The organism is Rhodococcus sp. BP-261 (assembly GCF_019835205.1).
Taxonomy (GTDB): Bacteria; Actinomycetota; Actinomycetes; order Mycobacteriales; family Mycobacteriaceae; genus Rhodococcoides; species Rhodococcoides kyotonensis_B.
In genome coordinates this window covers 82,750-91,309 of record NZ_JABUCO010000021.1, presented here as the reverse complement: position 1 = coordinate 91,309, position 8,560 = coordinate 82,750, and the positions used below count along the sequence as shown (strand labels likewise).

The 8,560-nt window shown below is 66.1% G+C and carries 9 protein-coding genes, 1 pseudogene and 1 riboswitch; of the genes and pseudogenes, 5 read left to right on the top strand and 5 right to left on the bottom strand.

Going from position 1 to position 8,560, the window contains the following annotated elements; genetic code table 11:
- Positions 1-208 (bottom strand): annotated as a pseudogene (locus HQ354_RS25680) (cytochrome ubiquinol oxidase subunit I); the annotation flags it as partial.
- A 128-nt stretch (positions 209-336) separates the two neighbouring features.
- On the bottom strand, positions 337-891 hold the full coding sequence (locus HQ354_RS20175; RefSeq protein WP_206031011.1) for a DUF6764 family protein: 555 nt from the start codon (positions 889-891) through the stop codon (positions 337-339).
- Positions 892-1,034: 143 nt separating this feature from the next.
- Here HQ354_RS20175 and HQ354_RS20170 point away from each other — a divergent pair, with 143 nt between their 5' ends.
- Positions 1,035-1,937 (top strand): DUF4349 domain-containing protein, encoded by a 903-nt coding sequence (locus HQ354_RS20170; RefSeq protein WP_222635436.1) that lies wholly within the window; start codon positions 1,035-1,037, stop codon positions 1,935-1,937.
- Positions 1,938-1,940: 3 nt separating this feature from the next.
- Here HQ354_RS20170 and HQ354_RS20165 read toward each other — a convergent pair whose 3' ends face one another.
- A complete protein-coding gene (locus HQ354_RS20165; protein WP_217266268.1) occupies positions 1,941-2,405 on the bottom strand; it encodes a tRNA (cytidine(34)-2'-O)-methyltransferase in 465 nt (154 codons plus the stop codon).
- Between the two features lie 33 nt (positions 2,406-2,438).
- Here HQ354_RS20165 and HQ354_RS20160 point away from each other — a divergent pair, with 33 nt between their 5' ends.
- Genes HQ354_RS20160 through HQ354_RS20150 form a run of 3 tightly spaced genes read left to right on the top strand, consistent with a single transcriptional unit; the run spans position 2,439 to position 4,231 of the window.
- A complete protein-coding gene (locus HQ354_RS20160) occupies positions 2,439-3,047 on the top strand; it encodes a pentapeptide repeat-containing protein (protein ID WP_222635435.1) in 609 nt (202 codons plus the stop codon).
- A gap of 37 nt (positions 3,048-3,084) precedes the next feature.
- Entirely contained in the window at positions 3,085-3,951 is an 867-nt protein-coding gene (locus HQ354_RS20155; protein ID WP_222635434.1) for a bifunctional methylenetetrahydrofolate dehydrogenase/methenyltetrahydrofolate cyclohydrolase, read from the top strand.
- A gap of 4 nt (positions 3,952-3,955) precedes the next feature.
- Positions 3,956-4,231, top strand: a complete 276-nt coding sequence (locus tag HQ354_RS20150) for a DUF3017 domain-containing protein (RefSeq protein ID WP_068428339.1) — start codon at positions 3,956-3,958, stop codon at positions 4,229-4,231.
- 11 nt (positions 4,232-4,242) lie between these two features.
- On the opposite strand, the gene HQ354_RS20145 is transcribed toward HQ354_RS20150, so the two are convergent.
- Together HQ354_RS20145 and HQ354_RS20140 are read right to left on the bottom strand one after the other, a co-directional pair.
- On the bottom strand, positions 4,243-5,397 hold the full coding sequence (locus HQ354_RS20145) for a homoserine O-acetyltransferase (protein WP_114332790.1): 1,155 nt from the start codon (positions 5,395-5,397) through the stop codon (positions 4,243-4,245).
- The gene (locus HQ354_RS20140) at positions 5,394-6,731 is read right to left on the bottom strand and encodes a bifunctional o-acetylhomoserine/o-acetylserine sulfhydrylase (protein ID WP_222635433.1); all 1,338 of its coding nucleotides are present in this window, start codon (positions 6,729-6,731) and stop codon (positions 5,394-5,396) included. Before HQ354_RS20140 ends, HQ354_RS20145 begins: the two co-directional genes overlap by 4 nt.
- A gap of 190 nt (positions 6,732-6,921) precedes the next feature.
- Positions 6,922-7,044: riboswitch (SAM riboswitch) on the bottom strand.
- Between the two features lie 334 nt (positions 7,045-7,378).
- On the opposite strand from HQ354_RS20140, the gene HQ354_RS20135 reads away from it, so the two are divergent.
- Positions 7,379-8,551: an MFS transporter gene (locus HQ354_RS20135; protein WP_068429112.1), complete on the top strand. Its 1,173-nt coding sequence runs from the start codon at positions 7,379-7,381 to the stop codon at positions 8,549-8,551.
- Positions 8,552-8,560: the final 9 nt, after the last annotated feature.

Here is an 8,560-nt window from a genome sequence, read left to right as displayed (position 1 = left end):
GCACAGCCAACTCGGCGCGCATCAACAACGCCATCAACCCGCCGACCAAGAAGAACGCGATCGACGTCGCGATGTACATGATCCCCAACACCTTGGGATCAGTCGTCGTCACCGCCTTGTGAATGAATGAACCCTTCGGTCCCATCCGCGGCGGAAACGGCCGTGCCGCTTCCACCGCGGGAGTCGGCCTAGGCGCTAGGGCAGTCACTGATCCTCCTGACGACGCGAGTGCGTCAATCCTAAACCGGCGTGGCCTCAGGTACTACCCAAGGTCGTAGAAACAGCGAATCCCGTCACCGAAGGCCGGTGACGGGATTCGACGCCCGAGAAAATGAGTCAGTTTCCGAGCATGCAGAACTGTCCGGTCTTCAGGTTCAGAGCCATCGACAGCGGTCCGACGCAGTCGACGCCTGCAGCTTCTGCCGTCGCCCCCGAGCCCCAGCCCGCGACGGCCACCGTCGTCGCGCCCTCGTCGGCCCAGGAGTGCGCGATGCCTCCGCCGAGAGCCCATGCGTAGGCGGTGCCCGCGTTCTTCGATGCACCGAGCGCCGTTCCGAATCCGTTGGCGTAGGTGGTGGTTGCGCCCGGGCCGTCGGTGACGCTGACCGCGGTGCCGCTCTCTGCGGCACCTGCGTTCGCGATGCCGGGGCCGGTGGATGTCGCGCCGCAGCTGGCGGTGCCGTCGACTCGAATGTCGTTGGCGGCGGGAGGCGACACACAGCTCACCGGAGCGGCAGCTGCGGTGCCTGCTCCGAGGAAACCGGCTGCGGCGACTGAACCACCGACAGCGAAAAGTGCTGCCGTGCGCGAGATTCGACTACCGAACCGAGCTGAAGAGCTCTCCTGAGACGTGCGACGGAGCGAAGAAAAAACGGTGGAAGCGGAGAACAACAGGAGGCTCCTTCACGAAACGAAATGGGTCGGTGCGGGACACCGTACCCCGGTTCCGCGCTCAGGTCATCAGTGAGATATCCCTATAGCTGTAACGATTCGGTACTCCCCGCCGATGGGCCACGCTGATCTACCATCCTGGGATGACGCGCAGCTTGGTTGCCGCCCTGGTCGGATCGTTGTTTCTCGTCGTGGGATGCGGTGGATCGGACGGGACCTCCGGAGCCCCGGCGCCCGAAGAGTCCTTTTCGCAACCGGGCGTGGCGCTTGCGCCCGAATCGGGAACCGCGGCGCGGGATCAGGCGCCCGGTTCGTCGGACTCGTCGGAGCGCAAAGAGGTTGTGACGGGCCAGGTTTACATCACCGCGGTCGATCCGATCGCGGCGGCACGGGACGCGACGTCCGTCGTCGAAGAGGTGGGCGGACGCGTCGACAATCGGTCCGAGAATCCCGCGACGGACAATTCGACGGCAAGCAGTTCCATCACCGCACGTATCCCTGCCGACGAATTGACCGGCACCCTCGACCGCATCGAGGAGCTCGGGAAGGTGACGTCCGTCAGCGTTTCGCGCGACGACGTCACCATGCAGTACCAGGATCTCGATGCGCGCATCGGTGCGCTGCAGGCGTCCGTCGATCGGCTGAAGGGGCTGATTGCCGGCGCAACCTCCACGGCGGATCTGATCGAAGCGGAGTCCGCGCTGTCGAGCAGGCAGGGCGAACTGGACAGTCTGACGTCACAGAAGAACTACCTTGCGGACCAAGTCGATTTGTCCACCATCACAATCCAATTCACCACCGACGATGCGACGCCGTCTCCTGGGCCCGATTCGTTCTGGGACGGTCTCGTCGCGGGTTGGCATTCGCTGCTGGACGCGATGGCCGACGGCGTCGTCGCGCTGGGACGCGCGATCCCGTGGATCGGGGCGCTCGCGATCGCGGCCGGGGTCGTCTACGGGGTCGTCCGGGTGATTCGAGGGACCGCGAGGAAGACGTCGGACACGGAGCCTGCGACCGAGCCCGAACCGGACCGGAGCGACACCTGATACTCAGACCGCGCCGTCGAACCCGTGTTGCCTCCACGCCTCGTACATGACGACCGCCGCAGAGTTGGCGAGGTTGAGCGATCGGCGACCGGCGATCATGGGAATGCGTAGCTTGTCTGTGACTCGGGGGTCGTCCAGTACCTCGTCGGGAAGTCCCGTCGGTTCCGGTCCGAACAGCAGTACGTCGCCGGGCTGGTACGCGACGTCGGTGTGAAAACGCGTCGTATGTGCGGTGTAGGCGTAGACGCGTTCGGGTGCCAATGCATCCCAGGCGGCGGCGAGGTTCTCGTGCACGGTGACCGACGCGAGGTCGTGGTAGTCCAGGCCTGCGCGTTTGAGCTTCGGCTCGGACATGTCGAAACCGAGGGGCCCCACGAGGTGCAGTTCGCACCCGGTCCCGGCCACCAGGCGGATCGCGTTGCCGGTGTTCTGTGGGATGCGGGGCTCGAAGAACATGAGTCGAAACACCCGGTTCACTCTGCCACTAGCGGGACCGCAAGGATGGAGCAGGTGGACGGCGAACAGATCATCGGCGAGGACTTCTCCGACGCGCGACTCGACCAGCAGCAGTGGACGGACCGGCAGTACGTCTCGTGCACGTTCCGCGATGCCGACCTCAGCGGAGTGAAGACGTCGTCGGTGGTGTTCACCGAATGCGACTTCACCGGGACGGACATGACCGAGTCGGTCCACGTCAACACCGCTTTCCGGTCATGCACGTTCACTCGAACGAACCTGCAGCACAGTACGTTTCGCAATTCGACGCTGATCGGGTCGACGTTCGTCGATTCGCGGATGCGGCCGTCGACGTTCGACGAGGTCGATATCACGCTCGTCGGGCTCGGGGGAGCGGACATGCGCGGCATGGACCTGACCGGTTGTCGCCTGGCCGAGGCCAATCTCGTGAACACCGATCTACGCAAGGCCGTGCTGCGGTCGGCCGACCTGTCCGGCGCTCGGGCCACGGGCGCGAAACTGCAGGAGGCCGACCTCCGAGGCGCGCGGGTCGACGCGAACCTGTGGGTCGCCGCCGTCGTGACCGGCGCGCGCATCGAGTTGACGCAGGCCGTCGCGTACGCCCAGGCGCACGGATTGTCCGTCGAGGGTTGACTACACGGGTTCGGCGTCGCCTGGAACAATGGCAGCCGTGACTGCGAGAATTCTTGACGGCAAGGCGACCCGCGACGAGATCTTCGTCGACCTGACCCAGCGTGTGACGGCTCTGCGTGAGCGCGGCATCGTGCCAGGGTTGGCTACCGTTCTGGTGGGCGACGACCCGGGCTCGGCCGCCTACGTGCGCGGCAAGCACAGCGACTGCGCGAAGGTCGGCATCACGTCGATTCGCCGCGACCTTCCGGCCGACATCTCGCAGGCAGATCTCGAAGCCGTCATCGACGAGCTGAACGCGAACCCCGAGTGCACCGGCTACATCGTGCAGTTGCCGCTGCCGAAGCACCTCGACGAGAACGCAGCGCTCGAGCGCATCGATCCGTCCAAGGACGCCGACGGCCTGCATCCCATCAACCTGGGACGTCTCGTGCTGGGCAAGGAAGCGGCGCTTCCGTGCACCCCGCGCGGCATCGTGCACCTGCTGCGTCGCTACGACGTCGAGCTGAACGGCGCGCACGCCGTCGTGATCGGCCGCGGTGTCACGGTCGGTCGCCCGATCGGCCTGCTGCTGACTCGCAAATCCGAGAACTCGACGGTGACTCTGTGCCACACCGGGACCAAGGATCTGGCCGCCGAGGTTCGTCGTGCCGACATCGTCATCGCAGCCGCGGGTGTCCCGGGGATCGTCACCGCCGACATGGTCAAGCCCGGTGCAGCCGTTCTCGACGTCGGCGTCACGCGCACGGACGAGGGACTGCGCGGCGACGTCGCCGCCGATGTCGCCGAGGTGGCGGGCTTCCTGTCTCCCAACCCGGGTGGCGTCGGACCGCTGACGCGTGCGTTCCTGCTGGCCAATGTCGTCGAACGGGCCGAGCAGATGCACGCGACGACCGCGGCGGTCTGATCCGATGGGCGAGCGGATCCGCAAGAACCTTCCGTTGCTGGTGGTGCTGCTCGTCATCCTCGCCGCGCTGGCGCTGGTCCTCGCGGACCGGTGGCGGCGCGGCGCGTTCGTCCTCGGTGTGGCGACCATTCTGGCGGCGGGCTTCCGCCTGTGTCTACCGGAGAACCGCGTCGGCTTGCTTCAGGTGCGTAGCCGCGGATTCGACGTCGCCGCACTGGCGTTGGTGGGCGGAGCCATCGTGTTTCTCTCCGCCTCCATCGATCCTCTGGGCACCGACTGACCGCCCGCCGCTCAGTTGTCGGCGCTGCGGTTCTGTCGTGCCTGGTCCATCGTCTCGCCGAGCAGTTTCGCCACCGCTCCTGCCTCCGTGAGGAAGCCGTCGTGGCCGTCGCGTGACTGGATCACTTCGAGGCCGCTGCAGTTCGGCAGTCCCCGTGCGATCTCCTTCTGCTGGCGCAGCGGGTAGAGCCGGTCGGAGTCGACGCCGCCGACGATCGTCGGCACGGTCGCGCGAGCCAGCGCGGCTTCGACTCCGCCGCGGCCACGGCCGATGTCGTGGCGGTTCATCGCCTCGCTGAGCAGCACGTAGGTTCCCGCGTCGAAACGGCCGACCAGCTTCGTGGCCTGGTGCTGGAGATAGCTTTCGATCGCGTAGCGACCGCCGTTCCACGGATCCTCTTCCGCCTGAGGCGAATTCGAGAAACGTAGATCGAGCTCGCTCTCCGTGCGGTACGTCAGGTGCGCGATCCTGCGTGCGATGCCGAGGCCGGTGAGCGGAGCCTTGCCGGTGCCGTAGTAGTCACCACCCTGCCAGTCGGGATCGGACATGATGGCCGCGATCTGTGTGGTCTGGGTGCCGATCTGGTCTGCCGTCGCGCGAGCGCCTACGGCCAGAACCAGCGCGGCGGCAACACGTTCGGGGTATTCGACGATCCATTCGAGCGTGCGCATGCCGCCCATCGAGCCGCCGACGACGGCAGCGAAACGCTCGATGCCCAGGGCATCGGCGAGTGCGGCCTCGGCGGCGACCTGATCGCGGATGGAGATCTCCGGGAATCGGCTGCCGTAGGGCTTGCCGTCCGGCGCGATCGACGACGGACCCGTCGTGCCGCCGCACCCACCGAGAACATTGGTGGCGACGACGCACCACTCGTCGGTGTCGACGGGTGCGCCGGGGCCGATCATTCCGTCCCACCACCCCGCCAACGCGTGGGCGTCGTCGGGAGGGCCGGACACATGCGAATCACCGGTCAGCGCGTGCTCGACGAGCACCACGTTGTCGCGAGCGGGCGAGATGGTGCCCCACCGCTGCAGCCCGATCGTCACACCGCGCAGCGTCGCGCCGCTTTCGAGTTCGAGGTCACCTATGTCGACATGGCCGAGCCGCCCGTCGGCCGCAGGAAATCCTGCGGCCGACAGAGCGTCGTGCACGGAGCTGATGGTCAAGACGCCGCCGCTGCGAAACCGCGTTCGAGATCGGCGAGAATGTCGTCGATTCCCTCGATGCCCACTGCGAGCCTGACCAGGCCGGGAGTGACGCCGGAGGCGAGCTGTTCCTCCGGAGTCAACTGCGAATGAGTGGTCGACGCGGGATGGATGACTAGTGAACGCACGTCCCCGATGTTAGCGACATGGCTGTGGAGGCTCAGCGCGTCGACGAACTTCTTGCCCGCGTCCACGCCGCCGGTCAGTTCGAACGACACGATCGCGCCCTGTCCCTTGGGTGCCAGCTTCTGTCCTCGCTCGTACCACGGCGAGGACGGAAGACCCGCATAGCCGACGCTGGAGACATCCTCGCGTGCTTCGAGGAACGCGGCGACCTTCTGCGCGTTCTCGACGTGGCGCTCGATACGCAGGCTGAGCGTTTCGAGTCCCTGGCTGATGAGGAAGGCGTTGAACGGGGACACGGCCGCGCCGATGTCGCGGAGCAGCTGCACACGAGCCTTGAGCGCGTAGGCAGGCGCACCGAGTTCGGCGAACACGACGCCGTGGTAGCTCGGATCGGGCGTCGTGAAATTCGGGTGACGGCCCTGCGTCCAGTCGAACGTGCCGCCGTCGACGATGACGCCTGCGATCGCGGTTCCGTGGCCTCCCAGGTACTTCGTCGCCGAATGCACGACGATGTCGGCGCCCAACGTCAACGGCTGGATGAGGTACGGGGTGGCGACCGTGTTGTCGACGATCAGCGGAATCCCGCTGGCGTGCGCAACCTCGGCGACACCGGGAATGTCGAAGATGTCGTTCTTCGGGTTCGAGATGGTCTCGCCGTAGAAGGCCTTGGTGTTCGGCTTGATCGCGGCCTTCCACTGCTCGAGGTCGTCGGGGTTCTCGACGAAGGAGACCTCGATGCCGAGCTTGGGGAGTGTGTAGTGGAAGAGGTTGTACGTGCCGCCGTACAGGCGCGGACTGGAGACGATGTGGTCGCCTGCCTCGGCGAGGTTGAGAATGGCGAGCGTCTCGGCGGCCTGGCCCGACGACAGCAGCAGTGCGGCGACGCCACCTTCGAGCGCGGCGATGCGCTGCTCGACGGCGTCCTGCGTCGGATTCATGATGCGGGTGTAGATGTTGCCGGGTTCGGCGAGTCCGAACAGTGCGGCGGCGTGGTCGGTGTTCTCGAACGTGTACGACGTGGTCTGGTAGATCGGCAGAGCACGCGCACGGGTGACTCCGTCGGCGTTCTGGCCGACGTGAATCTGCTTGGTCTCGAAACTCCAGGACGCGGTCGGATCCTCGATCGGGGCGCCTGCGGCGTCGACTACGTCGGGGTTGTTCTCGGTCATGTCGTGAATACTCCGTCTTCGAAGGATGTGCAGAATTCGAAACGGCACTCGCATGCGAGGGCCGGGCGGGGCCTATCGAGACAACAACACATGCAAACCTCCTCGGGGGCCTTCGCGGTCCAGTCGTGCCCGTCTGGCCAGTCGTGCCCGGTCAGTGGGCCCGCCGAGTCGGCCTGAAGACCGTCCTGCGGACCCGCGCTTGTTCTTCGGTTGCGTTCTGCAACCGAGTAACCAGGTCTTCACCCGGAGCACCCCACCGCGGTTGGAGGGTTGCCGGCCAGCAAGCCGGGGCTCGATGCTGGCGCTCATGACCTGCTGGAATCCTAGCGGTGCGCCCGGGCGGGAGGAATAGCGACGTCGGAACTCCGAAATCGTGCACTGTGACCTGCGAATAAGTGTCCCGTGAGCACAATCACCGCCGATCGAGAAGAAAATCCGTTGCGTGCGGGACGACAATGGATCGCAGGGACGTTCCCTCCAGGGTCCGTCCCTTCTTCATGCTTCCGTTCCCCCTCTCGAGACAAGGTCGTTCTGCTGTGTCTGTCACCGATTCCGCCCTCGCCAAGAATGTCGGCGCCGTGCGTTCGAAGGTGTCTCACGGCCTGAGTACCGAGAAGCGGCCGCACTCCACGAGTAGACGGCTCGCGATGGTGGCGTTGTCGATCGGCGGTTTCGGCATCGGAACCACCGAGTTCGCATCGATGGGTCTGCTGCCGGATGTCGCGTCGTCGATGGGAATTTCCGAGCCGTCCGCCGGCCACATGATCTCTGCGTACGCGTTGGGTGTCGTCGTCGGAGCCCCGGCGATCGCCACGCTGGCCGCACGTGTTCCGCGAAGGCTTCTGCTCATCCTGCTGATGGCCGCGTTCACGCTCGGCAACCTCGGCACGGTGTTCGCGCCGAGCTTCCACGAGTTGGTCGCATCGCGGTTCGTCGCCGGACTCCCGCACGGCGCGTACTTCGGTATCGCCGCGCTCGTCGCCGCGCATCTCGCGGAGCCCGGCAAGCGCGCGAAAGCCGTAGCCATGGTCATGATGGGATTGTCCATCGCGAACGTCGTCGGCGTGCCCGCGGCGACGTGGCTCGGCCAGAGCCTCGGATGGCGCAGTGCTTTCGCCGTCGTCGCCGTCATCGGTGCACTCACGGTCACGGCGCTGATCATGTGGATGCCGCGTCTGGACGGAATGCCGACGACGAACCCGATCACCGAGTTGGGTGCACTCCGGCGCGTCCAGGTCTGGATGACGCTGCTGGTCGGCATGGTCGGATTCGGTGGAATGTTCGCGGTGTACACGTACATCGCATCGACGCTCACCGACGTCTCGGGCCTGGCCAAGGGTCTCGTCCCGGTAGCGCTGATGATCTACGGACTCGGCATGATCGCCGGAAACTACTTCGGCGGTTGGATCGCGGACAAGCTGCAACTGCGCGGTACGTTCGTCTCGATTTCTGCCATGGCCGTGTTCCTCGCGTTGTTCGTGATCGCCTCGCACAACTCGGTCACCGCGCTCGTTCTGTTGTTCCTCATCGGTGCGTCGGGTTCCTCGGTCATCCCGGGTCTGCAGACTCGGCTGATGGATGTCGCCGACGATGCTCAGACGTTGGCGGCGTCGCTGAACCACGCTGCGTTCAATCTCGCGAACGCCATCGGTGCCGCGCTCGGCGGCGCGGTCATCGCGGCCGGGTTCGGGTACACCGCGCCCGCCGCTGCGGGTGCGATCCTCGCGGTGGCCGGACTCGGCGTCCTCGCCACCGCGATGTGGATGCAGCGCCGTGACGACGCCAAGGCTGTGCGTGCGGATGGTTCCGCAGCTGCTTAGCGTCGCCCG

Coding starts and splice junctions, on each gene's coding strand:
- HQ354_RS20140 (WP_222635433.1), bottom strand. CDS start 6,731: ATGACCGAGAACAACCCCGACGTAGTCGACGCCGCAGGCGCCCCGATC.
- HQ354_RS20170 (WP_222635436.1), top strand. CDS start 1,035: ATGACGCGCAGCTTGGTTGCCGCCCTGGTCGGATCGTTGTTTCTCGTC.
- HQ354_RS20150 (WP_068428339.1), top strand. CDS start 3,956: ATGGGCGAGCGGATCCGCAAGAACCTTCCGTTGCTGGTGGTGCTGCTC.
- HQ354_RS20160 (WP_222635435.1), top strand. CDS start 2,439: ATGGAGCAGGTGGACGGCGAACAGATCATCGGCGAGGACTTCTCCGAC.
- HQ354_RS20135 (WP_068429112.1), top strand. CDS start 7,379: ATGGTGGCGTTGTCGATCGGCGGTTTCGGCATCGGAACCACCGAGTTC.